Origin of the sequence: Paenibacillus sp. Soil724D2 (genome assembly GCF_001427935.1) — a bacterium.
GTDB lineage: Bacteria > Bacillota > Bacilli > Paenibacillales > NBRC-103111 > Paenibacillus_E.
The window spans coordinates 13150-38036 of record NZ_LMRY01000006.1 but is presented as its reverse complement, the minus strand read 5'-3'; the positions used below and the strand labels follow the sequence as shown (position 1 = coordinate 38036).

The 24887-nt window shown below is 47.4% G+C and carries 22 protein-coding genes; 19 read left to right on the top strand and 3 right to left on the bottom strand.

The features are described 5' to 3' along the window. Nucleotides 1-4 precede the first annotated feature (4 nt). The 5 genes from ASG85_RS07560 (at nucleotide 5) to ASG85_RS07540 (ending at nucleotide 5167) form a co-directional block, all read left to right on the top strand. Complete coding sequence (locus ASG85_RS07560; RefSeq protein ID WP_060645847.1) at nucleotides 5-1480, top strand: sensor histidine kinase; 1476 nt, start codon at nucleotides 5-7, stop codon at nucleotides 1478-1480. After that, nucleotides 1477-2166, top strand: coding sequence for a response regulator transcription factor (locus tag ASG85_RS07555; protein WP_060645846.1), 690 nt, complete (start codon nucleotides 1477-1479; stop codon nucleotides 2164-2166). Before ASG85_RS07560 ends, ASG85_RS07555 begins: the two co-directional genes overlap by 4 nt. A 560-nt stretch (nucleotides 2167-2726) precedes the next feature. Next, nucleotides 2727-3413 carry an MgtC/SapB family protein gene (locus ASG85_RS07550; RefSeq protein WP_414858686.1) on the top strand — a complete coding sequence of 229 codons (687 nt, stop codon included), beginning with the start codon at nucleotides 2727-2729 and terminating at the stop codon, nucleotides 3411-3413. 192 nt (nucleotides 3414-3605) lie between these two features. Beyond that, nucleotides 3606-4499, top strand: a complete 894-nt coding sequence (locus tag ASG85_RS07545; protein ID WP_082588003.1) for a TrmB family transcriptional regulator — start codon at nucleotides 3606-3608, stop codon at nucleotides 4497-4499. Next, nucleotides 4496-5167 (top strand): HD domain-containing protein, encoded by a 672-nt coding sequence (locus tag ASG85_RS07540; RefSeq protein ID WP_060645844.1) that lies wholly within the window; start codon nucleotides 4496-4498, stop codon nucleotides 5165-5167. Before ASG85_RS07545 ends, ASG85_RS07540 begins: the two co-directional genes overlap by 4 nt. 402 nt (nucleotides 5168-5569) lie before the next feature. On the opposite strand, the gene ASG85_RS07535 is transcribed toward ASG85_RS07540, so the two are convergent. After that, entirely contained in the window at nucleotides 5570-6397 is an 828-nt protein-coding gene (locus ASG85_RS07535) for a DUF2935 domain-containing protein (RefSeq protein WP_060645843.1), read from the bottom strand. Between the two features lie 164 nt (nucleotides 6398-6561). Here ASG85_RS07535 and ASG85_RS07530 point away from each other — a divergent pair, with 164 nt between their 5' ends. The 12 genes from ASG85_RS07530 to ASG85_RS07475 all read left to right on the top strand — a co-directional run bounded on the left by ASG85_RS07530 (nucleotide 6562) and on the right by ASG85_RS07475 (nucleotide 20958). Continuing rightward, nucleotides 6562-7815, top strand: coding sequence for a DUF445 domain-containing protein (locus tag ASG85_RS07530; protein ID WP_060645842.1), 1254 nt, complete (start codon nucleotides 6562-6564; stop codon nucleotides 7813-7815). Between the two features lie 40 nt (nucleotides 7816-7855). Beyond that, a complete protein-coding gene (locus ASG85_RS07525) occupies nucleotides 7856-8695 on the top strand; it encodes an ABC transporter ATP-binding protein (protein WP_060645841.1) in 840 nt (279 codons plus the stop codon). After that, entirely contained in the window at nucleotides 8628-9392 is a 765-nt protein-coding gene (locus ASG85_RS07520) for an ABC transporter permease (RefSeq protein WP_060645840.1), read from the top strand. The genes ASG85_RS07525 and ASG85_RS07520 overlap by 68 nt, the downstream gene beginning before the upstream one ends. A gap of 16 nt (nucleotides 9393-9408) precedes the next feature. Continuing rightward, a complete protein-coding gene (locus ASG85_RS07515; RefSeq protein ID WP_060645839.1) occupies nucleotides 9409-10434 on the top strand; it encodes an ABC transporter substrate-binding protein in 1026 nt (341 codons plus the stop codon). Between the two features lie 776 nt (nucleotides 10435-11210). Further along, nucleotides 11211-12071 (top strand): ABC transporter permease, encoded by an 861-nt coding sequence (locus tag ASG85_RS07510; protein WP_414858696.1) that lies wholly within the window; start codon nucleotides 11211-11213, stop codon nucleotides 12069-12071. Nucleotides 12072-12155: 84 nt separating this feature from the next. Beyond that, nucleotides 12156-13886: an extracellular solute-binding protein gene (locus ASG85_RS07505; RefSeq protein WP_057302512.1), complete on the top strand. Its 1731-nt coding sequence runs from the start codon at nucleotides 12156-12158 to the stop codon at nucleotides 13884-13886. Nucleotides 13887-13964: 78 nt separating this feature from the next. Then, nucleotides 13965-14876, top strand: coding sequence for a carbohydrate ABC transporter permease (locus tag ASG85_RS07500; protein WP_060645838.1), 912 nt, complete (start codon nucleotides 13965-13967; stop codon nucleotides 14874-14876). 23 nt (nucleotides 14877-14899) lie between these two features. Next, nucleotides 14900-15787: a hypothetical protein gene (locus tag ASG85_RS07495; protein WP_060645837.1), complete on the top strand. Its 888-nt coding sequence runs from the start codon at nucleotides 14900-14902 to the stop codon at nucleotides 15785-15787. 43 nt (nucleotides 15788-15830) lie between these two features. Then, nucleotides 15831-16850, top strand: a complete 1020-nt coding sequence (locus tag ASG85_RS07490) for a LacI family DNA-binding transcriptional regulator (RefSeq protein WP_060645836.1) — start codon at nucleotides 15831-15833, stop codon at nucleotides 16848-16850. 32 nt (nucleotides 16851-16882) lie between these two features. Beyond that, the gene (locus ASG85_RS07485) at nucleotides 16883-17839 is read left to right on the top strand and encodes a carbohydrate kinase family protein (protein ID WP_060645835.1); all 957 of its coding nucleotides are present in this window, start codon (nucleotides 16883-16885) and stop codon (nucleotides 17837-17839) included. A 738-nt stretch (nucleotides 17840-18577) separates the two neighbouring features. Then, a complete protein-coding gene (locus ASG85_RS07480) occupies nucleotides 18578-19477 on the top strand; it encodes a metallophosphoesterase family protein (protein WP_060645834.1) in 900 nt (299 codons plus the stop codon). After that, nucleotides 19474-20958, top strand: coding sequence for a leucyl aminopeptidase family protein (locus ASG85_RS07475; protein WP_060645833.1), 1485 nt, complete (start codon nucleotides 19474-19476; stop codon nucleotides 20956-20958). The genes ASG85_RS07480 and ASG85_RS07475 overlap by 4 nt, the downstream gene beginning before the upstream one ends. Nucleotides 20959-21039: 81 nt before the next feature. On the opposite strand, the gene ASG85_RS07470 is transcribed toward ASG85_RS07475, so the two are convergent. Both ASG85_RS07470 and ASG85_RS07465 read right to left on the bottom strand, forming a co-directional pair. Then, a complete protein-coding gene (locus tag ASG85_RS07470) occupies nucleotides 21040-21492 on the bottom strand; it encodes a bactofilin family protein (protein ID WP_060645832.1) in 453 nt (150 codons plus the stop codon). After that, entirely contained in the window at nucleotides 21492-22502 is a 1011-nt protein-coding gene (locus tag ASG85_RS07465; protein ID WP_235550086.1) for a M23 family metallopeptidase, read from the bottom strand. The genes ASG85_RS07470 and ASG85_RS07465 overlap by 1 nt, the downstream gene beginning before the upstream one ends. 254 nt (nucleotides 22503-22756) lie before the next feature. Here ASG85_RS07465 and ASG85_RS07460 point away from each other — a divergent pair, with 254 nt between their 5' ends. Then, nucleotides 22757-23953, top strand: coding sequence for a hypothetical protein (locus ASG85_RS07460; protein WP_060645831.1), 1197 nt, complete (start codon nucleotides 22757-22759; stop codon nucleotides 23951-23953). 148 nt (nucleotides 23954-24101) lie between these two features. Continuing rightward, nucleotides 24102-24869, top strand: a complete 768-nt coding sequence (locus ASG85_RS07455) for a C40 family peptidase (RefSeq protein WP_060645830.1) — start codon at nucleotides 24102-24104, stop codon at nucleotides 24867-24869. Nucleotides 24870-24887: the final 18 nt, after the last annotated feature.

The window sequence follows — 24887 nt, the reverse complement described above, 5'->3', positions numbered from 1 at the left end:
TCGGATGTCGATTCGTTTACGGCTGGTACTTTCCTATATAGCCATGCTGCTTGTACCGCTTGTGCTCTCCGTGCTAGCCGTGATCTTAATCAGCGTCGCAACGTTTGGGAATCTGAAGTCCGTCTTTCAGGTCGATTTCTCCCAAGGCAATCCGATCAAACGTGTTGTTGATCAAGAACTCGAAAATGTCGCTTATATGAAAGCGAAGACGGATACGGAACCGGATGCTTTTCTGGATCCCGCATTCGTGAAGGATCTAGAGGCCAAATTCCATAAAATTAATATGGGCATCATCATCCGGAAGGATAAAGAGATTACGTACGTTTCACCGTATATTAAACAGGGTGAGGCTGAGAATACCTCCAAGCTGCCTTCATTTGGCACATCATCCGGTCAATTTCAGCGTAATCAAGGTTCCCTGTGGATAACTAGGCAGCAGGATTTTTTATTTTCAGATAATAGTAAAGGCTCTGTATTCGTTTTTCTGGACGGAGGCCCCTTTCAAAAGTATCTTCACCAATTTTCAAAATCCGTCATCGTTACGTTTATTCTCATTCTCGTGTTGACGAATGGTGTTCTGACTTACTTCGTTTCTCGCAGTATTATTAGACCTCTAAGAGCGCTCAAGCGCGCAGCGGAGGAGATCAAGGAAGGTAATCTCGACTTTGAGATTATCCCGCATTCCGATGATGAAATTGGTGAGCTTAGTACGGCATTTGAAGAAATGCGTCGTAAGCTCAAGAAGTCCGTGGAAGTTCAGCTTCAATATGAAGAGAACCGCAAAGAGCTTATTTCGAATATTTCCCACGATCTGAAGACGCCGGTTACGGCGATTAAGGGATATGTCGAGGGGATTATGGACGGTGTATCGAATTCACCAGACAAGCTGAACCGGTACATTCGAACCATTTATAACAAAGCAGCTGATATGGACCGGCTCATTGATGAATTATTTCTGTTCTCCAAGCTGGATTTGGGCAAAGTGCCCTTTCAATTCGAGAAGGTAGATCTCGGACAATACGTGTTGGATTGCGCGCAGGAGCTGCAGTTCGATATGGAGAAAAAAGGGGTTCAGTTCGCGCTCACCGAGCTGCCGAAGTCACCGCTGTATGTAACAGCAGACCGTGACAAGCTCAGACGTGTCCTGCTGAACATTATCGAAAATGCGATAAAATATAGTGAAGAAGGCAAGTGCCACATTACCTTAACGTTGAGAGAGATCGACGGCAATGCCGTCATTCAAATAAAAGATAGAGGTCAAGGCATATCGGAGGAGTCGCTTCCTTATATTTTTGATCGGTTTTACCGGGCGGATCCTTCACGTAACACGGCTACCGGAGGAAGCGGGCTTGGACTGGCGATAGCCAAACAAATTATGGAAGAGCACGGCGGGAGAATCAGCGCAACCAGCATCATTGGGCGGGGAACGACCGTGTACATGGCATTACCGCTTAGTCAGCAGGGGGAGAGCGAAGAATGAGTCGAATCTTAATTATTGAAGACGAGCAAAGTATTGCCGAGCTGGAGCGGGATTATTTGGAGATCAGCGGCTATGAAGTCGATATCGAAAATAGCGGGGACAAGGGGCTCCAGCGAGCCCTCTCTACGGATTATGATCTCATTATTCTCGACCTTATGCTGCCGAAGGTGGATGGCTTCGAAATCTGCCGGCGTATTCGCAGTGAGAAGGACATTCCCATCGTGATGGTTTCCGCTAAAAAGGAAGACATCGATAAAATCCGCGGCCTCGGCCTCGGCGCTGACGATTACATGATCAAGCCCTTCAGCCCCAGCGAGCTGGTGGCCAGAGTGAAAGCCCATTTAGCACGCTACGAACGACTGATGGGGCGGCGCGAAACGCGGAATGATGAAGTCCGCATTCGCGGTTTGATGATTGATAAAACAGCGCGCCGTGTTTTTGTAAACGAGAAAGAAGTCGTCTTCACGACGAAGGAATTCGACCTGCTCACCCATCTCGCGATGAATCCGAATCGGGTGTACAGCAAAGAGCAGCTTTTTGACCTTCTATGGGGCATGGACGCCATGGGGGAAATCGCGACAGTGACGGTACATATTCGCAAGCTGCGCGAGAAGATCGAGCAAGACCCATCGTACCCGCAATACATCGAGACGATCTGGGGAGCGGGATATCGGTTTCGGATTTAACGGGAAAGGGGCTGTCCCAAACCAACATTGCCTGACGGACACCATTTCATTCATTTTCATATAAAAGTCTATTTGGAAAATTCAGCTTACTTCATGCATTTTCTGCAGTCTGCCTGCTACTTCCATTGGAGTTAATCCAGTGGAAATAGTGATTTGGCACCCTAAAAGTCAATTCTATTGGAGTTATTCCAATAGAACTACGAATTTCGAAGCCTGTGAGTCGATTCCATTGGAAAAATCCAATGGAAGTATGGATTTTGTTTTGAATATCGATTCGAATGTCCCAAAAACCTTAAGCTGTCCACGAGTAGATTTATCTACTTAGTGGGACAGCCTCTTTTTGTTACACCCGCCGAAAGGTTATTAGCGCCTATTCGTCTGAGCTACAGTGCTTTGTAGACCCGCCGAAAGTGCGTATTCCGCGCTTATATCGGCGACCGTTAGGCGTATGCTCGGTTTTACGAGTCTATATGATGATTTTGTAATTAACAAATGGTCATTTACTCCAAAGTAATGTTAAGATATTGTAAAGCTTACTTAATAAAGAGGAGTCAACAACTATGATACTTTCCGTGGATTGGCACATTTTAATGAAATTAGGGATCTCAGCTATATTTGGTCTCATTATTGGTCTGGAACGGGAAATCAGGAATAAGCCGCTCGGACTCAAGACTTCTTTAGTCATTTGCTTAAGCAGCTGCTTGCTGACGATCGTATCCATCGAATCGGCCAATAAATATGCCGTCATGGGACTGCACGTGATGGACCCCATGCGTCTAGCTGCGCAAGTCGTTAGCGGAATCGGTTTTCTTGGGGCTGGGGTGATTCTTCGCAAACACAATGATGTCATTATCGGATTAACGACGGCTGCAATGATCTGGGGGGCGGCTGGACTTGGGATTGCGGTTGGGGCAGGCTTCTTTGTAGAAGCGTTTTTTGGGCTCCTGCTTATCATGATTAGCGTTGTAGTTTTGCCTTATTATATTAAGAAAATGGGCCCAAGACCCCTTATTATGAAGGATCTGCGCGTGAGGCTCGTCGTCTCCCATGACGGCAACTTAACTACGATTATCAAAGCGATCATTGCCAAAGGTTACAAGATGAAAAGCGTACATATTAAAGAGTTGAACCAGGAGCAGCAAGAGCTGCATTTCATCGTGTTTATTGATAGGAAATATGCTTCGGAAGTATATGATGAGTTGAAAAGTATGGATTATATTGAGATTGCGGAAGTTGAGACTTTGTAGGATTCAAGTAGAAGTAGGATCGGATGTGCTTTTGACGCAATCCGGTCTTTTTTTATAAGCAGCTCGTAGTACCTGATGAAGCTGCGAATCTTGCACCGAGTCCAGCTAATGTACTGGATAGGAAGCAGAAGTCTACACAACTTGAAGTGAAAAATCATGTTACAATATTGATCAAGAAATCATAACGGGTTGATGAAAAGGGGAGCTGGCATGGAGGATGTTCATCTGCATTTAAAAAATCTTGGCTTCACGGACCTTGAAGCCAAGTGCCTGCACGTGCTCGCCGAAAGCGGCACGCAGACCGGCTACGAAATCGCCAAGCAGCTTGGCGTTTCGCGCTCGAACGTCTACTCCGCGCTGCAGAAGCTCGCGGAGAAGGGGGCCGTGCTCACGAGTCACGGTGAGCCCACGCATTATCAGAGCGTGCCGATCGAGGAGATCGGCGAGCGGATTGAAGCGGAGCTGCAAGCCTCGATCCGCTATGTGAAAGCGCATATGCCGAAGCAGGATGCGCACCGCTCGGAGTACTTCAGCTTGGAGGGAGACGTTAAGGTCATAGAGCGTATACGAACTGAGCTGAAAAAAGCGAAGGAAGAGGCGCTCTGTGAGCTATGGTCGGAAGAAGCGCTGCTGCTGAAGGAAGCTCTTCGGCTAGTGCCAGCGCAAGGCGTGCGATTGCTAGTTTCGACGATTGGCGAAGCGGAGCTGCCGAGCGGGGTTCATCAATTCCAGCATGGACGCGAGGAGGGTTGGCAGAAGCGCAATGGGCGGAAATTTACACTGCTGATCGACCGCAAGCTGGCAATTGTTGGTACACGAGGCGGCGATGAGCCGGCTCTTGCGATGATGACAGAGCATCCAGCGATGGTGGAGCTGCTGCTGAACAATTTCTTACGTGATATGGTGATCCACGAGCTGCAGCAGGATATGGGCGCTAAGCTGGAAGATAAATATGGCAAAAACTTCAAGAAAATTATTCAGAAGTACACCGAGGTGAAGGGGATGGACCCGCAACCGACGGGAGCTTTGGAGGGCAAGTCTAGTGAAGGAAAGTCTGCCGAAGGAAAAAGGAGAAAGAAGAAATGAAGCAGCATGAAGAGGAACAAACGAAGATAGAGGGAATTCTACTCGCAGCAGAAGCGCTTGTGAAGGAGAAGCTGGAGCGCGATAGCAGCGGCCACGACTGGTGGCATATCTATCGCGTCGTGCAGACGACGAAGCGCATCGCTGCCCAGGAGGGCGCCGACGGCTTCGTCTGCGAGCTTGCGGCGCTGCTTCACGACGTCGTCGACGAGAAGCTGAACGCCGATCCAGCCGCTGCGCAGCGCGAGCTGGAGGCGTGGCTCGCTGCCAGCGGCACGCCAGCGGAGCAAGTGCAGCACGTGCTGGAGATCATCAGCACGATGTCGTTCAAGGGCGGCGCGCGTCCGCCAATGCGCACGCTGGAAGGTCAGGTCGTGCAGGATGCCGACCGGTTGGATGCGATAGGCGCGGTAGGCATCTCGCGCGTATTCGCTTATTCGGGCTGGAAAGGTCGCCCGATTCACGATCCTACCGTCATGGCGCGTGAGCATATGACGGAGGCCGAGTATCGCGCTGGGAAAGATACCGCGATTAATCACTTCTACGAGAAGCTCCTGAAATTGAAGGAGCTAATGAACACAGCCTACGCCCGGCAGCTGGCCGAGGAGCGGCACCGTTTCATGGAGCAGTACCTCCAGCATTTTTACGCGGAGTGGGAAGGCGAGAGATAGCAAACGAAAAAGAGCCAATGATGGCTCTTTTTTTGGTGAGATAGGCTGTGATCTTTTCGCGGTTGCAGATAAGATTGTTGTACAGCATACAACATATTTTGGGATTTCACGGTTCCAAATGAAAACTGTTGTACGCTGTGCAACAGTTTGTTCTAATTTGCTTCAAAGATGCTCGATTTGAGGTGAATTGTAGCACTTTGTACAACTCCGGAGAGGATATCCTCACCTTCAGGGACAAATTGTTGTATAAAGTACAACTTCGCTTCTCTTTGTCATATGCGTAGATTATCTTGCTATTATTCGCACCGTTGCACAGCTCGATTACTGATCTTGCAAATCACAGAAGAAAGGTTTGATTGAGCTGGGAGAAGTGATGTGTAAGATCGTTCCCCCCACCAGCCATTATTCAAAAGACGGCTTCGTCAGCGGACAATCCGGCAGCCCCACAATCTCCCCATTATATTCCGCCAGCTTGCGCAGGAAATAGCACGTTTCGGGTAAATGATGTTCAAGGAACCGTAGTGTCAACCGGCTGAGAAGTTCGGTTTCTTGATAATCGCGAATAACACCCTCGACGACATGGTAAAAACGGATGACGGTTTCAGCCACTTGCCGGGCAAACTTTTGCTGAACAGGGAAATTAGGCGCTGTGAAGCGGAGGAAGCCGCGGATAGCTGTGTTTTTGACGATGTGAGCGCTGAATTGTTGAGCGAATAGCTGTGTGGTTTTGATTAGCTCCATTTCTGTTGGGTCCAAATGGTTGGCAAGAAGTACAGCGTGACCGAGTTGATCCTCAAGCCACATTTCCACCAGCGTAACGAGCGGAAGGGGCTCATAAGGGACTCCATTCATCCAATAATGCAGAATGCGTATATACTCTCCGTTTTCCAAAAGGGTCCCATTGAAATAGACGGGAGTTAAGGAGACAACGATTTTATTTTGAATGCGCAGATGCTGCAAATAGCCCTCGAATTGATAATATCCTTGAACAACAGGGTATATATCTTTTGAGAGCTGAATCATCGTTTCCGAGGAGACAGGCAGAACTGGGTCTGTTTTCAAAATGCGGTTCCGCAGTTCTGTAAAAGCACCGATGTAACGCTTGGCAATCGTGATCCATTGTACCTCTTCATTCGCGAGCGCCTCATCCACAAAGATGGCATGATCCTGTAAAATTTCAACCCAGAATAAATGCTCCTGCCATGGTGTTATTGTCTCATTTAGGCTCATGGAAAATTTCCTCCTATAACTAAACTTTACGCCATGTACATTCATTTGTTAGTATCAACGAAGTGTATTCAACAAAAAAAGGTTCGAGAACGGTTTTCGTCGCATTTTGTGATAAAATAGAAGGAATGATTCATTAACTTCGAGCAGAAAGAGATGTTATGACAATGAAAAGAGAAGCAAAGTATATAGCGACGGTTTCCTTAGGAGTTATGGGAGCAGGCTTTCTGGCCACGCTGCCCACAGCGGTATCTTCAACCCTATGGGGAACCTTTTTGCAAGGTGGTTTTGAGGCTGGCGTTGTAGGCGGCTTGGCTGACTGGTTTGCGGTTAGTGCCCTTTTCCGTCACCCTCTTGGCATTCCGATTCCGCACACGGCCCTATTGCCGAAGAATCGTGAGAAGATTACGAAAGCGCTTGTCTCGACGGTTGAAAATGAACTGCTTTCCAAAGAAACCATTCGTGTTCGCTTGCAGCAAATTCGTTTTCTTGAACGCGGACTTGAGCTGGCGGAGAGCCATCTGGACAATGCGGCGCTTCACAAAGGTCTCTCGACACTTGCCAAACAAGCTTTAAACGCGATTGATCTGGACAAATTAACGCCGCTTTTAGCGGAGGAAATTCATAAAGCACTCCAAGACGTGGATACGAGTCGACTCGTTAGCACGATTGTAGACAGCATAGTTGATGGCGGTTATGACGGCAAAACCTTTGATTTTGTTATCGATAAAGTGGAAGCATGGGCCGTTAAGGCGGATACGCGCGATCAACTGGGCGCTATGGCGCTCAAAGCGTTCGAGGGTTTGCAGTCGAATGGCTTCATGGCATTTGCCGTTAATGCGTTCATCGGTATGGTGAATGAAGAGAAGATCGGGGGCATTATCCAGAACTTCGTTCTTTCCTACATCGAACAAATGCGAACGAAGAATCATCCGCGCAGAGAAGCGGTTCTTACTTTTATTCGGAATGAACTGAACAAGCTTGAGCGGAATCCACAGCTTTTGGCTGAGCTAGAAGGTTTGAAAGCGAAGCTTCCGGGCTTATTCGATCTCGATGAGAAATTATCTGGGCTGTTAGAGCGGTTGAAGGCGAAGGCAGAGGATTTCGTGGATCAGCCCGATTTTGTGCCTCAGCATGTGGTTCCGGTGGTTCGTAAAATGCTGGTTTCGGTGAAAGAAAACGAGGATATGCTGCAGCGCGGTGAGAGCTGGATTCAAGAGCAAATCGCTGCTTATTTGGAGCAAAATCACAGCAAAATCGGTTTACTCGTCAAAGAAAACCTGGATAAGCTGACGAACGAGAAGCTGACCCAGTTGATGGAAGATAAGCTCGGCAATGATTTGCAGTGGATCCGTGTCAACGGTGCGATATGCGGATTCATCATAGGACTTGGCTTGGCAGGGTTAAAAATGCTGTTTTAGGTGAAAAACGACGGGACATGCCCGAGTGGAGGTAGGCATTTTGATCGAGATTAAAGGCGTTAGCAAGACGTTTGTTCAGCGATTAGGCGGCAGCTATCAGGCACTGGATAATATCACTTTAACGATTGAAAAGGGGGAGTTCGTCTCCCTGCTGGGCCCGTCCGGATGCGGGAAATCGACCGTACTGAATTTGGTCGCAGGCTTCGATACTCAGAGCGATGGTATTATTCAGGTGAATGGGAAAAAGGTGACCGGCGCTGGAGCGGACCGAGTCGTCGTGTTCCAGGAACATGGTCTATTCCCATGGTTGACGGTGCTGGACAATGTAGCCTTCGGTCTCAAGCAGAAGGGTATTGGAAAAAAAGAGCGTTACGAGCTGGCGATGGAACAGATTAAAGCTGTGCATCTCAGCCGTTTTACAGACCGCTATCCGCATGAGCTTTCGGGCGGGATGAAGCAGCGGGCCGCAATCGCCCGGGCGCTTGCCATGGACCCAGAGATTTTGCTGATGGACGAGCCGTTCGCCGCTTTGGACGAGCAAACACGCCTTATTTTGCATAAAGAACTGGAAGAAATCTGGATGCGTACGCGCAAAACGATCCTCTTCATTACCCATAACATTCGTGAAGCCGTAATCCTCTCGGATCGTGTATTCGTGATGTCCACGCGTCCCGGAACGATTAAGAAGGAGTTCGCCGTGAAAGCGGCGAGACCTCGGGATAGCGCAGACACCGTCCTCCATCATGTGGAGAATTCGATCATGGACGCGCTGGCAGACGAGCTGGAGAAAGTGGTAAGGGAGGAGACTGGCGATGAGTACAGCATCAAGAAGAACGATTTTTCTGGTACTGCTTCTGATAGCTTGGGAGGCGGGATTTAGAATATTCGGATGGGGATGGAAGTTCCCTTCGCCAACCCAAACCTTACAAGCCTTCTATGACGGGTTGGTGCACGGCGAACTGCTCCAAGCGACATTTGCGAGTATGGCGAGGTTGCTGGTTTCCTTTGCATTGTCTTTGCTGATTGGTACAACCCTTGGGTTCTTATTCGCACGCTATAGAATGCTGGATGATACACTTGGATTTCTGGTGGTTTCTTTGCAGACCATTCCAAGTATTGCTTGGCTGCCTTTTGCTATTATTTGGTTCGGTCTTAACGAATCTTCGGTTATTTTCATTACGACACTCGGAGCAACCTGGACGATGGCATTGGCCAGCCGTACCGGTATCAAAAACATCCCGCCTATTTATTTGCGCGCCGCGCAGACGATGGGGACGGGCAATGGGTTTAATCTATTCGTGCAGGTCATGATCCCTGCCGCGTTCCCGCATTTGATCAATGGTGTTCGCACGGCTTGGGCTTTCGCATGGCGCGCGCTTGTTGCCGGTGAGCTTATTGCCAAAGGGGCTGGGCTAGGCCAGCTATTGCAGGACGGAAGAAATCTGGGCGATACCTCACTGATGCTGTGTATTGTCATTATTATCGCGGTACTGGGCACAGTTTCTGATCACTTCTGCTTTAAGAAACTCGAAGATAAAGTGCTAGAGCGCTACGGCCTCGCTGGCTCGAAGTCTTGAGTAGGGAGTGGGCCGGATGAGGAAACAGGCATGGGTGCTGATGCTGCTTTTGGTCGCTGTTTTAGTGCTGAGTGCATGCGAGGAGAAGTTGACTTCTTCTGGCAAGGCTCAGGTTGTTAGGGTCGGTGTGTTTAAAAATGTAACGCACGCTGCGGCGTACATTGCGCTAGAAAAAGGTTATTTCGCCCGGGAATGGGGCAATGAAGTTAAGATTGAGGTCACAGCCTTCGATAACGGCTCTGACCTATCTATCGCGATGGCGACAGGGGATATCGATGTCGGATTCGTTGGTCCTGGACCCGCGACAACCTTCTTTTTGAAAAGCAAGAACTATCGGGTTGTCTCCGGTTCAAATAACGGCGGCGCGGTATTGGTTGCGCGTAATGGCTCGGGAATTAATACTGTAAAAGATTTAGTAGATAAAACGATTGCTATCCCGTCCAAAGGAAACACGAACGAAATCTCGCTGCGCATGCTGCTGCAGCAAGAAGGTGTGAGCTTGGGCAGAGGTGCCGAAAGTGCGCACCTCATCGTGCGCTCCCCGTCGGATGCGCTGATCTCCTTCCGTCAGAAGGAGATCGATGCGACGCTCGTCCCCGAGCCATGGGGGACACAGATCGAGAAGGCCGGACTTGGCAAAGTCGTCGTCGATTGGAAGGCGATCCCGCCGAACAACGGCGATTATCCGACGGTCATCATGGTCGCAAGCGACAAGTTCATTGCCCTGCACCGGGATATGGTGAAGGGTGCAATCAAGGCGAATAGGGATGGCATCGCGTTCATCCAGAACAGTCCGGAGCAAGCCTATGATCTCATCAACAACCAACTGAAAAAGTATAGCGGTAAAGGGATGGATAAGGGCTTAATCAAAGCCTCGCTGAGCCGTTTGAAACTCACCACTGACGTTGACGTCAAGGTGATGGAGGAGATGGCGAAGGTATCCATCGATGCTCGCTATATTAAGGGCATTAACAAAGAGGAACTCGATCTAAGTAAATTCGTTGATTTGTCGATGCTGCAAGAAGTCGAGAACGGTAGGTAAAGAGAAGAGCCCGATTCATCCAAATTACTGGATGAATCAGGCTCTTTTTTTCTCTTTGTCGAATAAAACTAGTAGTCAACGAATTTACCAGCAGAGGAGCTATCGATTTTGAAACGTAGCTTCTGCACGGGCAGTTCTCGCCGAAAGCATTTTCTGTGCTTATTTGTACACATGTAAGAATTTGGGGTAAGCGGAGCCTACTCCTTATTTATCGTCCGATTAGATCCTCAGATAGAGAACCACAAAACCATTGGAGTAAATCCAATGAAATAGTCTATTAGGCTGTGAAAATCGCATTTCTATTGGAATTTATCCAACCAAATGGTCGATTCATCGCCCGGAGACAGACTTCTATTGGATTTACTCCAATGAAATCGACTCTTAGGCTGTAAATTAACCCATTCATTTACTGGGGCTGCAAGGATAAGCGCGTTTTCCGCGCTTATTTGTTTTTGGTGCACGATGATCCTAACTGTCATTTACAGAAAATTAAGAATATTAAATGAAATTTTGTATTGTCAAAAGGTGGTAATGGATTTATACTAAAAGCAGATGTATATGGTAGCGATTTCAGAAAACGCTTACCGGACGATTTTTCAACAGAATTTTTTATTCACATGCAATATGGAATCGATACCAGAAAAGTTTGCAGAAACCCTTAGGAAGGTGGTCATAACATGGAAACGAATCTGCCGCAAGCTAGAGTTGGCGCTGCGGCGAAGAAGAAAAATGCTGATCTGGGGAAAAGAATACTAGGGCACAAGCATTTATATCTCATGCTCCTTCCCTGTATTGTATTTTTCGTTATTTTTTCGTATATCCCGATGGGTGGACTCATGCTAGCCTTTAAGGATTACCAGTTTAATAAGGGAATCCTTGGTAGTCCTTGGGTGGGGTTGACGTATTTCAAAGCTTTTTTTAACGATTATCAAAGTGGAAAGTTGATTAAAAACACACTTATTATCAGCAGTATCAAATTATTTCTGGGGCTACCTTTTCCGATTCTGCTTGCGCTGATGTTCAATGAGGTTAGAAGCCGAAGATTTCGCGGGATCACACAAAGCATATCTTATTTGCCGCATTTTCTTTCCTGGGTTATCGTCATTGGCCTTATGCAGCGGATGCTTGCTCCCGAAACAGGGCTGCTTAATGAGGCGATCCGATTCTTCGGAGGAGACGGAAGCACTTTTTTCATGATGGAAAGCAAGTACTTTTATTCACTCATGTTTGGAAGCCATATTTGGAAAAGCATAGGATGGGATTCCATCATTTATTTGGCCGCTATTGCCAGCATTAATCCTGAGCTGCATGAAGCCGCCAAGATAGATGGCGCTAATAAATGGCATGAAATCTGGCATGTTACCTTGCCGGGCATTCGATTAACGATTTCGATCCTGTTTATTCTGTCGCTGGGCAGCATTCTGCAGGCGGGATTTGATCAAATTTATCTCATGAGAACACCCGGGAATATGGAGTTAGCCGATATTCTTGACACTTATATCATTCGTGTAGGCCTTCAAAATGGACAATACGGCTATGCGACTGCGGTTGGTTTAATGCAGGGTGTTATTGGACTGATTCTTGTTGTAACGGCAAATCGAGCTTCCAAAAAGTTTTTTGACGAATCAGTATGGTAACGTTACCATGATGTCCAATTTTCAACTGTTGAAGGACGCCCTCGGGTGTTATTCATAAAAATTGAAAGATAAGGGGAGTATTGTATGAGCAAAAGTTGGGTCAAATGGATTACTATGCCTTTGGCAGCAAGTTTGCTGCTAGCCGGTTGTGAAAGTTCCAATCAACCAGCAGGTGGAGGGGACAATGCTAGTTCAACACCGTCAACCACAGCTAGCAGTGGCAAGCCCGCAACTTGGATTGCAGACAGAACACTCAAGGGACTACTGTTTATTGACAGCGATGATATAACGAAAGACATCAATCCGGAGATCGCCAAGAAGATGAAAGAAATGACAGGGATTACGTTGCAAATGGAAGGTGTAAACTCGCAGCATGCGATTGACGGCCTGATTGCAGGGCTGGCTTCCAATGATTTACCGGACTTCATCGTTTATTATCTGAATAACAGCGGTCGCCAAGAAATGCCAGTCATTTTGAAAGCAGCCAAAGAAGACATGTTCACTGACCTGACTCCCCTTATTAAAGGTACAAAGATATACAGCAAATATTTGGATGATAAATATTTGCCGCTTGATACGAAGAACGGCGTTATGTTCCGTCCGGAATTTAACGGCTCCAGTTACTTTGTCCATATGAACATTCAAAGAGAGGGCGGCTACGAAGAGCGCAAGTATGTCGGAGGTCCTTTTATACGTAAAGATATCGCCGAAGCGCTGAAGGTTGATCCTCGAACGATTAAAACAACGGATCAAGTGTATGAATTGGCCCAGAAGATCAAAGATGGCAATTTCAAAGATAAAAACGGAAAAGCGGTTATCCCGCTTGGACCTAGATATTGGGGCAATAGCAATCACGAGAATGGACCCCTGTTCAATGATATGACCTGGGGAGCGACTGACCAACACTTCGAAAAGAACAAGGAAGGTAAAATTGTTCACGAAAGCAAGACGGAATATCCGATGAAGCGTATTGAGTTCGTTCAGAAGCTTTTGAAGGATAAACTAATGGCTCCTGATTATTATGCGATGCAGGAAAACAAAGCGACTGAAGGAGCTATTAACGGTTCATTTGGCATTATCGGCGATATGCATAGCTATTTGGACTTCAATAAAGATATGAGCTATCTTCCGCTTGGACCTATTAATTCTGTGGATGGAAGCTACCGAATGTCCGTTGACTATAAGAGTGGGTCCTTGGCCTGGTCGATTCCAAAAACAACGAAAAATCCGCAGGATATCGTCAAATTCGCTGATTTCCTGGCCAGTCGTGAAGGCAAGCTTCTCTGGCAGTACGGTCTAGAGGGAAGAGACTTTACGCTGGATGCCAAAGGCAATCCTTTGGTCAAGAAAGAAGTGTTAGAGCTACGGAACAAAGATCCGAAAGCGGCTATGGAGCTTGGCTTTGAGGGAGTAGGGAATAGCTGGGGAGGCTATCTCGGCAGTACGGATATCAACAGACTGGCTGATTTCGGCGAAGCTCAGTATGGCGATGCTGTTTCACCGGAAGCCAATGCGACACCGCTGAAAGTTGCTGAGTACTGGGGATATGACGAAAAGAAGAAAAACGCAATCATCAACGATGGCTATCGTCCGCTTTCATTTATTAATGAGCTTGCGACAGGCAATGAATTAAAAACAGCCTTAACAAACTACAATGAAAGCGTCATTCGCGCGTTCTATGCCAAAAGCATGGATGAAGCGCAAAAAATTCTAGATGCATCGAAAAAGCAATTACAGGCAGCTGGCTTGGACAAATTCGAAGAACTGCTTATGAAGAAGGACAGCGATCCTAAGACGAAGGTTATTCTCAAATAATGAATAGATGAGTAGGGAAGCGGGCGCTCCCCCAGATCATGGCGGGGGGCGCACTTCTTAGTATGGGGAGAGATTAACGTGGGAAATGAATTTTATAAGCTCTCAGCAGGTGAAAAAATATTCAAGTTCGTTAATTATGCCCTCATTATTCTCCTATGCCTGTCCATCATATTGCCTTTTCTTAATATACTGGCACTTTCCTTTAACGCAGGTAAGGATGCGGAAAGAGGAGGAATCTATTTCTGGCCCCGCGTATGGACGCTTGAAAATTATCGTGAAGTGTTTACATCGGCTAATATCGGCAAGGCATTTGCCATTTCCATATTTCGTACGGCTCTAGGTACCATTGCAGGCGTATTTTTATCAGCTATGGCTGCCTATTCGCTAAAAAGCAAGACGATGCCGGGTGTACGATTTTTTACGCTTATGGTCTTTTTTACGATGTTGTTCTCTGGCGGCATCATTCCTTATTATATGCTGCTCAAAAGTCTGCATTTGACCAATACGATCTGGGTCTATGTCCTTCCGGGATTATACAGTGCGTGGAATTTGATCATCATGCGGACGTTTTTCCAGCAGATTAGCATCAGTCTGGAGGAATCGGCAAGGATGGACGGCTGCAGCGACTTTGGTATTTTTATGCGGATTATCATGCCGCTCAGCAAGCCTGTGCTGGCAACGATCTCATTGTTTACAGCCGTGACTCATTGGAATGATTGGTTCACAGGTGCATTTTTTGTCCGAACCGCTTCGCTTAGACCTTTATCCACCCTGCTGCAGGAGATGTTAACCAAACAGGATGCGATTCGGGAATCCCTGATGCAGGCCGCTGGTACGACGCAATATCAAATGCTTGAACGCATGCAGCTTACGGGAGATTCTCTTAAAATGGCGACGATCATCGTGGTTGTGGCACCGATTATTGCTGCCTATCCTTTTATTCAGAAGTATTTTGCCAAGGGTGCGATGATTGGATCGGTCAAAGAATAGACGCCAAAGAGGAGAGGTTGTAAGTGACTGCAATAACAAATCCGTATGACAGACAAGGTATCTGGCTGCGAGGCAGCTTTCATAACCACACGACTAACAGTGACGGACATCATCCGCTTTCTACGGTGTACCGCATGTATCACGATTATGACTTTCTAGGCATATCCGATCATGATCTGATTACTGAGCATGAGGATGAACATACGATTGGGACCGTATTTGAAGCCATTGAGGTGAGCAGTTCCCAAACGCATATGCTGCTTGTCCACCCTCCGAGATCTCTCATGGATGGCTATTCCAATGAATTTTCGATTGACAATTATCAAAGGCTTTCCGATATATGTGTAGAGAACGGCGGCCTATCTATACTGGCTCATCCGAACCGTTTTTTCTCCCATTATTGGCGGCATGAGGATATGCTCAGCATGCAGCGGTACAATGGCATTGAAGTTGTAAATGGGGATGGAAATCCGGAATACGATATCGCTTTTGATAAATGGGATTACCTATTGTCCGCAGGACGCAGGGTATGGGGCTTCGGAAATGATGACTCACATGTCTACGGGCAGGAGAAGCGAGCCTGGAATATGGTGCTTTCAGAAGAAAATACGAATGGAGCTATTCTTACCGCGATTCGTGAGGGCAGCTTTTATGTTTCTACAGGCTATGGTTTTGATGGAATTCGGGTAGAAGACGGTCAAATTATTTATGATCTTCGATCAAGCCCATTATATGATAAAATGTATAAATATGTGACATTGATCGGTAAAGAAGGCCGTATACTTCAGGAGGAAACAGGAAGAATCAAACAGGTGAAGTATACGGTGAGAGGCGATGAAGGTTATATTCGCATCGCTGTCTACTTGGAAGGTGGATTCGGGGCTTTCGCTCAGCCGATATTTGTCGAATAACAGAGAAAATTGTTTATGCTGCTAGTAAGGAAGGATGATAATCATGGCGCCCAAAATTAAAGATGTAGCCAAGAAAGCGGGAGTATCCGTAACCACAGTTTCGAGAGTGTTAAACGGAGAAAAATACGTGAAGGACGATCTGAAGGCCAAAGTGAAACGCGTTATTGACGAGCTTGGTTATGCACCGAGCCACATCGCGAGGAGTTTGGTACGGAAGAAAACGAACCTGATTGGCGTCATTGTTCCCGATCTTACATCAAGTTTCTATTCCACCATATTGAGCAGTATCGAGGAAACGGCGAGCTTGAATGATTACAACTTACTGGTCTGCAACATTATCGAGGATACGGATAAAGAGCTGAAATATTTGAATGTGTTTAAAGAGATGCGTGTAGACGGCATTATTATTATGCATGAGAAATTAAGCGATGATATTCGCAGTTTTATTAATAAATTGGATATCCCGGTCATCTTTTCAAGTGTAAGACCTTTAGATCATAAGTTCGTTTCTGTCATTATCGATGATTACGAGGCGGCTTATGATGCGACCCGTTATTTAATTGAGCTTGGACATGAACGAATTGCCTTTATTGGCGGGGATATGAGAGATATTACCTCAGGGCAGAACCGTTATGTAGGCTACCGGAATGCCCTCAAAGATAACCGGGTCAAGATTGTGAATGACTATATCCGGTTCGGCGACTATAAGACGCAGAGCGGATACAATCTGATGAAGGAATTGCTTGCTTGTGAGCCTCGTCCTACCGCTTTATTTGCAGTAAGTGATGATATGGCGGTTGGAGCTATGAACTGCATTCATGACCATCAGCTAAAAGTTCCGGACGATATATCCATCATCGGCTTTGATGGAAGCCAACTGACGGAGCTCGTTCGTCCGCGCTTGTCCTCCATGGAGCAGCCAATTCAGGACATGGGGAAAATTACGGTGGATACGCTGATTGAATTAATTTCAGATCCTACATTCAGTCCGAGGGAAGATTTGATCTTGGGACATAAACTTGTCGTGCGCGACAGCTGCAGGGCCTATCAAACTGAGAGATAGGACAGAGAACGGAGCGGGAGAGGAAGTGCGGAATGAACAAATTTGATGCGGTTGTCATCGGCGATGCCAATATTGATTTAGTAGTGGTGGGCTGTAATCAGATTCCTCTGCCTGGACAAGAAATTTTTGTTGAAGATATGTTGATGCATGTAGGCGGAGGTGCGGCTCTATTCACGATCTCGTTAGCTAAGCTAGGGCTGCATGTAGCCTTTAACGGCGTTCTTGGAGATGATGGCTACGGTCATTATATCCGGGAACAGTTTGGTCGATATGGTATCGATACCAGTCTGATCTTGACTAGCCAAACGAGTCGTACAGGCATAACGATAGCGATTAATCCGGAACAGGATCGTTCTTTCATTACCTATGCAGGATCAAACGCGGAGATGCAAGTAAGTGAGCTGGATTTAGCTCAAGTAGCGTCAGGCAGACATGTCCACGTAACCGGTTATAGAGGACGACGCAACCATGACGAATTCGTTGCTATGGCCAAGAAGTTGAAAGAGATGGGAGTCACACTATCCTGCGATGTAGGGTGGGATGATACCGGAGAATGGTATTCCGGGGTGTTTGAATTGATGCGTTATGTAGATGTCTTTCTGATGAACGAAACCGAGGCGCACCACTATACGGGCTTCGAACACATAGATGACAGCTTAGGCTATATGTCGGGCTTCTGCAAGCATGTTGTAGTCAAGCTCGGACCCAAAGGAGCCGTAGCGATGAAAGACGGTTTGCAATCGTCTTGCCCCGGATTCTCCGTCAAGGCCTTAGATACGACAGGAGCAGGAGATTCGTTTAATGCCGGTTACATCTATGGGTTCTTAACAGGGCTGAACGTCGAGACTTGCCTGTTATATGGCAACGTTTGCGGAGCTATGTCAGTCGAAGCTTATGGCGGCAGCACCGGTACCCCGGATCAGGAAGGGCTGGAAGCTTTTATTAGACAAAATAAAGAACAGGGATCTGACCATTCTGAGGTGGTATAACGAGCCCATTTGTTGCGAAATGGCCTGTAAGGGGACTAATTGTTGTACATCAGAGTCAATTTCATAATAAAAGTCCGATTTAGTATGGATTCAGGAGAAATGCAGTTGAATAAGAGCCTTTAGAGACTGCTATTTCTTCATTTCCAGCGTATTTTGTAAAAATAAGAGTCCCTAGAGGCTCTTATCCGTCAAGTAAAGTGTGAATTCGGAGAAAAACAATCGGATAAGAGCCTTTAGAGACTGCTATCTCTTCATTTTCACCGTATTATGTATAAATAGAAGTCCCTAAAGACTCTTAACGTTCAAATGAAGTGTGGATTCGGTAGAAATATCGTCGGATAAACCTTAAGGAGCTAATTTCACTATTAAAGCACTATTTTCCCATAAGGCGCCATAAACATCGTACCAGCTATTGAGATTCAAACAATTACAGAATTCAGAAAGGGATTTATCCACTTAAATGCCCTATTTGTAGTACTTAAAACTGAGAATAACATGAAATCTTGGAACCCAATGGATATCTTGGGTAGGTGACTGTTTTTGAATGCGCTATAAATCCTTATGTAGCAAGGGTTTTGAATTATGAAATTGACTCTATCATGCAACATCAAAGGAGATTGGTGGGATCTAAGCAGTAATTGTTGCACTTTTTACAACATCATTCTACCGAGTTTGTGCATACATTCTTAGTAACTTATTCAGATATTTGAAGCTGTGATTAGAAAGGGGCATGGATGAATGGCAGACGATCTGAGGTTCCGGGAGGACGGGACATTTACTATTGTACAGCTCACGGACTTGCATATAGGAGGCGACAAGGACAATGAGGAGGATTTGAGGACGCTCGCTCTAGTCAGTGCAGTGCTAGCGGCGGAGAAGCCGGATCTCATCGTGTATACGGGCGATCTGATTTCAAGCTATGGCGTATCTGACTCTACAGCATCCTTTCGCAGAGCTATTGCTCCAGCGGTTGAGTCTGGCTTACCCTGGACGCACGTATTCGGTAATCATGATGCGGAGGCGGATGTGACACGTGAGGAACTGATGGCGATTGCACTGGAGCATAAGACCTGCTACTCGCAAGCAGGACCATTAGAGCTCAGCGGCGTTGGCAATTACATGCATACGATTCAAAGCGTGCAATCCGGGAATCCGGCTGCTGTTCTTTATTTTCTCGATTCCGGTGTGATGGCACCAGAATCAGTGGGCGGTTACGCTTGGATTGCCTCGGATCAGGTGCATTGGTATAAGCAGCAGTCGCTTGCTCTCCGCGAACGGAGCGGGGCTATATTGCCTGGTCTTGCGTTTTTCCATATCCCGCTTCCTGAATACGACGATGTATGGAAACTGGGGAAAGTGAGCGGTACTAAGCACGAAGAGGTATGTTGTCCCAAACTCAACAGCGGGTTATTTGCTGCCATGGTGGAAATGGGCGATGTGATGGGAACCTTTGTCGGACATGATCATGACAATGATTACTGTGGTACGCTGCATGATATTCGGTTATGTTTTGGCAGAGTGACAGGCTGCAGCACCTATGGAGATTTACCTCGGGGCGCCCGCGTTATTCGTCTGCAAGAAGGAAGGCATTCCTTTGAAACATGGCAGCGGTTAGAAGATGGAGGTATCTTAAAATGACGTTTACGGTCGGTGGAGAAAATGATGCCCAGACTCTCATTGTTCCCATCTGCTCGGACGACATCGAAGAGATGGGAGCGATACGCCTTCCTTCATGGCTGCAAGCCTATTCACTTCTGCCGCATATGGGAGAACGAGGAGAGCTAACTTGGCTTCATGGCCGTATTGGAGAGCGTGACGCGCTGCTGGTTGGTTGTGGAGAGAACTCGCGCTTGGATACGGAAAGAATCCGCGAGGCAGCGGGGAATGCAGGACGTGCGATTCATAAGCACAAGAAAGAGCGAGTAGGCATAAATTTGGGCGAGCTGCTGAAGCGATGTGAACATTCGGTTCCCACTAGCGAAGCGGAAGCAGTTACCGCTTGGGTGGAGGGCTGGAAGCTCGGCACCTATGCGTTCGAGGTGTATCGAAAGAAACAGACCGTACATACGGAAGTAAGCTTGCAGTTTCTCACCGAAGCAAGATTCGAAGTGTTGAATGAAGCGGTACGATGGGGCCGCATTTATGCAGAAGGGGCGATTCTAGCCCGTAATCTCGCGAATGAGCCCCCCAATATGCTGCGTCCGAAGACTCTCATCGAGAGGACTGTGGAACATTTTGCCGGTACGAAGGTCGAGGCTGTCGTTTATGAAGGGGAGCGTCTGGAGCAGCAAGGTATGGTCGGCTTGATCGCCGTGGGCAAAGGCAGCAAGTATCCTCCAGCGCTTCTGGAGCTGCGCTATTGTACGGATGAGACATTGCCGCTTACGGCCCTATTTGGCAAAGGCATTACTTTTGATACAGGCGGGATCAGTCTGAAGAAGGACTTCGATATCAGCGATATGCGAATGGATATGGCTGGGGCGGCAGCCGTGATAGGCGCTCTTGATATTCTTGCTGCTGGGGACGTGCAGGCGAACGTCGTTGTGCTTATTGCTGCTGCCGAAAATATGCCAGACGGTGAGGCATTGCTGCCTGGCGAGCTGCTGCAATACCCGAATGGTGTATCGGTTCAGGTGGGCAATACGGATTCGGAAGGCCGCTTGGTGCTAGCCGACGCCTTGATTCATGCCCAGTGCTTAGGGGCAGTGGAAGCCGTTGATATTGCAACCTTGACCTATTCTTGCGGAGCCGCTCTAGGTTCCAAGTATGCTGGGATATGGGGGGAGGACGCTTTTGTGGCTGAGATCTCACAAGCCGGGAAGCAAGTAAGCGAAAAAGTGTGGCAGCTTCCTCTTGTCGATGAGTACGAGGCTTACCTACACAGCGATTATGCGGATATATGCAATATCAGCAGGGTAGGAGAAGCAGGGGCTACAACGGCAGCTTTGTTTTTGCGTAAGTTCGTCCAGCCATCTCTGCGTTGGGCCCATATCGATATGGCGTCTCTAAAGGATGTCTCGTCTGCTCAAGGCTGGCATTCGGCAGGCGCGACCGGTTACGGAGCCCGTTTACTCGCGCAATTTGTACGCAATCGAACGTTGAGGGAAAGTTCGAACTGAACTAGGAAACTGGATTGTGTGCAGCACTAATCCAGTTATGAACTTAAAAACAGGGGAACCGCACACGCGGCTCCCCTGTTTTTAGTTCCCGCCAGAAGCAGCCTGCTGCTCGCTCTTCTGCTGTTTATGTGCTTTAGCATCGATGACTTTGCCGTTTCCGCTGCCTTTGTCATTCACAACTGCGAGGCTCATCGCACTGCTTCCTTGAAAAATGCCGCCCTCCTGAATAATGAAGGAACGGACATCGATATTGCCAACCAGCACGCCGGAGCTGGTCACGATGAGCTTGCCTTTGGTGTGAATATTGCCTTTCACTTTGCCGGCAACGATGACATCGCGTGCCTGGATGTTGGACTGCACAACAGCGTTCTCACCAATGGTGATGTCGCCTGCGCACTCAATGTCGCCGTTCATCTGGCCTTCGATGCGAAGGCTGGCTTCGGACATGATTTTACCCTCACAAATGGTACTGCCCCCGATCAATGTATCGGTTGTTTTAGCATCAATTCGCTTCGACTTAGAGCTTCCAAGCATTAGGGTTCATCCTTTCTATTGGTAATGAGATAAGGGGAGGGGTCAATCTGGACGCCGTTCTTATGAACTTCATAATGCAGATGGGAGCCCGTGCTTCGTCCTGTGGAGCCGAGTAGGCCGATCTTTTGACCTTTCGTTACTGATTCTCCGCGTTTGACGAGCATTTTATTCAGATGCATGTACTCCGTTTGTATCCCTCGGGAATGATCGAGAATAATATGATTACCATGTTCGTTGTCAAAGCTGGCTTCTACGACTTTACCTGCAGCAGTGGCATATACGGGGTCATTCATCTCACCATCGAGGTCGAGCCCGGCATGCATGGTCGGTTTAAGCGTAAAAGGATCTCTGCGTATGCCGAAACCTGATGTAATAAGGTGGGTCGTCGTTGGCCAAAGTGTCGGTGTGATGCTGCGCAGTCGCTCGGCTTCTTCCAGCCTAGCTTCGGATTCGTTCAAATTCACAAGCAGCGCGTTAATATCCCCAACTAACGAAGTAAGTCCTTGTTTGGTGCTGCTGACCAAAGAAGATACTTCTTGCGAAGTAACAGGAATCTCACTGCCGCCGACGTCAGAGCGTAAGCCACTCTGAGTCTCTGTACTCTCCATTGAAATCTTTTTGCTTGTCCGGTTTGTTCCTTCTGTCTGGCTCATTAACTGAATGACATGATCAAGTTTCTTAATTTCTTCTAACTTCACCTTAAATTCACTCGCTTGCTGGGATAAGTCAATCAAATTGGTTTGAAGCTGTTCTAGTTCGCTATTTTTAAGTGTAATTTGATTAACCAGTTGGCGTTCTTGTCCATCGAACGTTTGCTGCATGCTGGTTCTCGTTTGATGGGAGTAGATATTCATTAAGTAAATCGTGACAAAAAATCCAATCAACACGAGCAGGATCAAGCTAGGCACAATATACAAACTGCTGTGCGGAAGCTTGAATCTTACGGTTCGGTGGTTGGCGCCCGGAATAATCATTAAGGTGAGTTCTTTTTTACCCCAGATGAATTTCAACCGATCCTCTTCCTTTCCGTAACAATGTCCCCCTCCTTGATTCGATTGTATTCGTCTATGGGATGAGTCATGCCTAATTTATTATTTTGCTAAAAAGAGGATGTCGGCCATTGGCGCTGCCAACATAAGTGCGATCCGTTATGGGACATACTAAATTTGCCAATCAAAATATGTCTGGAGGCTCAACTTTTCCGATGAAAGTTACGTCTATAAGGTAGATCGATGAACGATTAGAAGTGAAGGGAGTTATCATCATGTTGAGAAAAACAATTACGCTTTTGGCAATAACGCTATTTGCACTTACAGGGTGTGAATCATCCGGAACAACAAGCGGGACAGTGAATGCTTCAAATTCACCGACACCTAGTGCAACGATCACGCCACAACCGACAGCTGCCGCTGAAACACCGGCTCCTAGTCCCACAGCTGTTCCCAATAAAGGTAATGAAACACCATCGAAGGTATCGATGAACGGGGTAACAGCGGTAAGGCTGGCTGATGCCAAATCTGGTTGGATCGGCGGCAAAGGCTGGATCGCACGAACAGATGATGGTGGTGTGAAATGGAAGGTTCAATACGAGGGGACAGGCGACATTAAGCAGTTGTTCGCTCTGAATAGTCAAGATGCTTGGGCTTCAGTCGGTGATGAAGGTAAACTGCTAAGTACGAACGATGGAGGCCAGCACTGGACATCCGTTGGTAAAGTACCGAATCAGGCGTTCCTTCATTTTGTAACGAAGACGGAAGCATTTAGCGGAAATGCACACACTGTGGATGGAGGAGTGAAATGGACTTCCTTGCCTTTACCCGAGGGCACGAAGGGGGACGCCTATTTCCATGATAAAAGTAATGGATGGGCTGTTAGACAAGTCAAGGATACTATCGAAGTCCAACGAACACAGGATGGCGGCAAGACATGGAATAAGGTGATGTCGCGTAAAACAGAAGCCTCACTAACCGGAGTCGTTATTCGTTCTGCAGGTGTGAACGATGCGTGGGTCGAGTTAATTGGGGAATCGGGGATGACTCAAACCTCGTATTCGTTGTTTCACACGAAAGACGGCGGGAAGAACTGGCTGACGGTTCTGGCAAACAGCACCGCCGGAGGGGGACCAGCTCCAGGTTTCCCTGCTGGTGAGAACACAGGGCCGAAGAATACGGGCTCCAAGCCCGGACCTCTCTACGTCGTGAGTCCAGACGTAGCTTATATGGGCGGGCAGTGCCCGAGCTGCGACAAGCCGAACTCCGTTGGATGGACCAAGGACGGCGGCAAGACATGGGTGAACGGCAAGGAGTCGTTCACAGGCTTTGGTGAGCTGCTGCTGGCTATGGCAGACATAAATCAAGGCTGGCTTATCACGAATGGTAATGAGCAGCCAAGCGTCATGTACACCACCGCTAACGGTGGTGTTAATTGGAACAAGGTGCATACGTTTGATACAGCGAAATAACGAAGAAGCCTTTCTGGAAGCAGAGTACTGCTGAAGGAAAGGCTTCTTTGCTGTTACATCACCCATGAAATTCCATCCTCTATACCCCCTAACCTAGCCAATGACCGTAGAATGGTATAGGTAAACTTGCTTACTAGAGGAGTCATACATGCTTGCCAAAAAATATGCGATATCCGCTCTAGTCATTGCTTTTCTGGTACTAATCGGTTTTACCATGAAAAATCCTGAAAACATGAAATTATCAGCTGCATTCTCGAATGCTCACTCTAATCGATGGGTAGCAACCGCTCCTATTCAGTTATCAGGACAGGATGCTGCTACCGATAAGCAGGTGACAACTCCTGATAGCAGCGCGCCTTCCGTGAAGGAGAATGAGAACGCTCTCACACAAGAGATGACGCAAGATGGAGACGATCCAGTCCCAAATGCGAAGAATGTAAAGATATCCGCTGCCGAAATAGCTAAAGTTGTCGCGCATTTTGAACAGCTTGCCCATTCGGATCAAAAGGAGCCAAGTTGGAAACGCAAAGCCGACCATCTCATTGTGAAAGGATTTGGTTTCCTTGGAACCCCTTACGTATTCGGGGCGAAGTCGGACCAAACCGACTCTTTCGACTGTTCTTCCTTCTTGAAATACATCTTTATCAGTCAAGGGGTGTCGCTGCCGCGAGATTCAAGGCAGCAGAGTCAGCTTGGTACAGAGGTGTCTATGGATCAACTGCGTGAAGGTGATCTCGTGTTTTTCACCACGCCCAAAAGAAAAAATAAAAGCGGTATCGACCGTATCGGACATGTTGCAGTGTACTTGGGTAACGGCCTTATGCTGCATACCTTCCGCCCGGGCATTGGCGTTACGATATCTGAATTGAATGGTTCTTGGAAAGACCGCTTTGTTAAGGCTAAGCGCGTTCTGTAACTCCCCACAAAGTTCCAC

Coding starts and splice junctions, on each gene's coding strand:
- ASG85_RS07535 (WP_060645843.1), bottom strand. CDS start 6,397: ATGAGCCTAAATGAGACAATAACACCATGGCAGGAGCATTTATTCTGG.
- ASG85_RS07560 (WP_060645847.1), top strand. CDS start 5: ATGTCGATTCGTTTACGGCTGGTACTTTCCTATATAGCCATGCTGCTT.
- ASG85_RS07455 (WP_060645830.1), top strand. CDS start 24,102: ATGCTTGCCAAAAAATATGCGATATCCGCTCTAGTCATTGCTTTTCTG.
- ASG85_RS07520 (WP_060645840.1), top strand. CDS start 8,628: ATGAGTACAGCATCAAGAAGAACGATTTTTCTGGTACTGCTTCTGATA.
- ASG85_RS07530 (WP_060645842.1), top strand. CDS start 6,562: ATGAAAAGAGAAGCAAAGTATATAGCGACGGTTTCCTTAGGAGTTATG.
- ASG85_RS07515 (WP_060645839.1), top strand. CDS start 9,409: ATGAGGAAACAGGCATGGGTGCTGATGCTGCTTTTGGTCGCTGTTTTA.
- ASG85_RS07480 (WP_060645834.1), top strand. CDS start 18,578: ATGGCAGACGATCTGAGGTTCCGGGAGGACGGGACATTTACTATTGTA.
- ASG85_RS07550 (WP_414858686.1), top strand. CDS start 2,727: ATGATACTTTCCGTGGATTGGCACATTTTAATGAAATTAGGGATCTCA.
- ASG85_RS07510 (WP_414858696.1), top strand. CDS start 11,211: ATGCTCCTTCCCTGTATTGTATTTTTCGTTATTTTTTCGTATATCCCG.
- ASG85_RS07475 (WP_060645833.1), top strand. CDS start 19,474: ATGACGTTTACGGTCGGTGGAGAAAATGATGCCCAGACTCTCATTGTT.
- ASG85_RS07470 (WP_060645832.1), bottom strand. CDS start 21,492: ATGCTTGGAAGCTCTAAGTCGAAGCGAATTGATGCTAAAACAACCGAT.
- ASG85_RS07540 (WP_060645844.1), top strand. CDS start 4,496: ATGAAGCAGCATGAAGAGGAACAAACGAAGATAGAGGGAATTCTACTC.
- ASG85_RS07490 (WP_060645836.1), top strand. CDS start 15,831: ATGGCGCCCAAAATTAAAGATGTAGCCAAGAAAGCGGGAGTATCCGTA.
- ASG85_RS07545 (WP_082588003.1), top strand. CDS start 3,606: ATGAAAAGGGGAGCTGGCATGGAGGATGTTCATCTGCATTTAAAAAAT.
- ASG85_RS07460 (WP_060645831.1), top strand. CDS start 22,757: ATGTTGAGAAAAACAATTACGCTTTTGGCAATAACGCTATTTGCACTT.
- ASG85_RS07485 (WP_060645835.1), top strand. CDS start 16,883: ATGAACAAATTTGATGCGGTTGTCATCGGCGATGCCAATATTGATTTA.
- ASG85_RS07505 (WP_057302512.1), top strand. CDS start 12,156: ATGAGCAAAAGTTGGGTCAAATGGATTACTATGCCTTTGGCAGCAAGT.
- ASG85_RS07555 (WP_060645846.1), top strand. CDS start 1,477: ATGAGTCGAATCTTAATTATTGAAGACGAGCAAAGTATTGCCGAGCTG.